Below are 953 nucleotides of genomic sequence, written 5' to 3' on the forward strand. Positions count from 1 at the left end.
GACAGCGAGCCGATCGAGCTGTTGGCCGACGACAGGCCGGTCGACGTGGAGGTCGACAGCGAACCGATCGAGCTGTTGGCCGACGACAGGCCGGTCGACGTCGAGGTCGACAGCGAGCCAATCGAGCTGTTGGCCGACGACAGACCCGTCGAGGTCGAGGTCGACAGCGAACCGATCGAGCTGTTAGCCGACGAGAGACCGGTCGACGTCGACGTCGACAGCGAACCGATCGAGCTGTTAGCCGACGAGAGGCCGGTCGACGTGGAGGTCGAGAGCGAATCAATCGAACTGTTAGCCGACGACAGACCCGTCGACGTCGAGGTCGACAGCGAGCCAATCGAGCTGTTGGCCGAGGAGAGGCCGGTCGAGGTCGAGGTCGAGAGCGAACCAATCGAGCTGTTCGCCGACGACAGACCCGTGGAGGTCGAAGTCGACAGCGAGCCGATCGAGCTATTCGCCGACGAGAGGCCCGTCGACGTGGAAGTCGACAGCGAACCAATCGAGCTGTTGGCCGACGACAGGCCGGTCGACGTGGAAGTCGACAGCGAACCAATCGAGCTGTTGGCCGACGAGAGACCGGTCGACGTCGAGGTCGACAGCGAACCGATCGAGCTGTTAGCCGACGAGAGACCGGTCGACGTCGAGGTCGACAGCGAACCGATCGAGCTGTTAGCCGACGACAGGCCGGTCGACGTGGAAGTCGACAGCGACCCGATCGAGCTGTTAGCCGACGACAGGCCGGTCGACGTGGAAGTCGACAGCGAACCAATCGAACTATTGGCCGACGACAGACCCGTCGACGTCGAGGTCGACAACGAACCGATCGAGCTGTTGGCCGACGACAGGCCGGTCGACGTGGACGTCGACAGCGAGCCGATCGAGCTATTGGCCGACGACAGGCCGGTCGACGTGGACGTCGACAGCGAGCCGATCGAGCTATTCGCCGACGACAG

Annotated in this window: 1 protein-coding gene; it reads left to right on the forward strand. The window is 63.8% G+C overall.

The genetic code is table 11. From position 1 onward, the window contains the following. Positions 1-953, forward strand: a 953-nt coding sequence (locus BDO18943_RS42450; RefSeq protein ID WP_210771981.1) for a hypothetical protein, incomplete at both ends; no start/stop codon positions are given.

The sequence above is a fragment of the Burkholderia aenigmatica genome (assembly GCF_902499175.1).
GTDB classification, from domain to species: domain Bacteria; phylum Pseudomonadota; class Gammaproteobacteria; order Burkholderiales; family Burkholderiaceae; genus Burkholderia; species Burkholderia aenigmatica.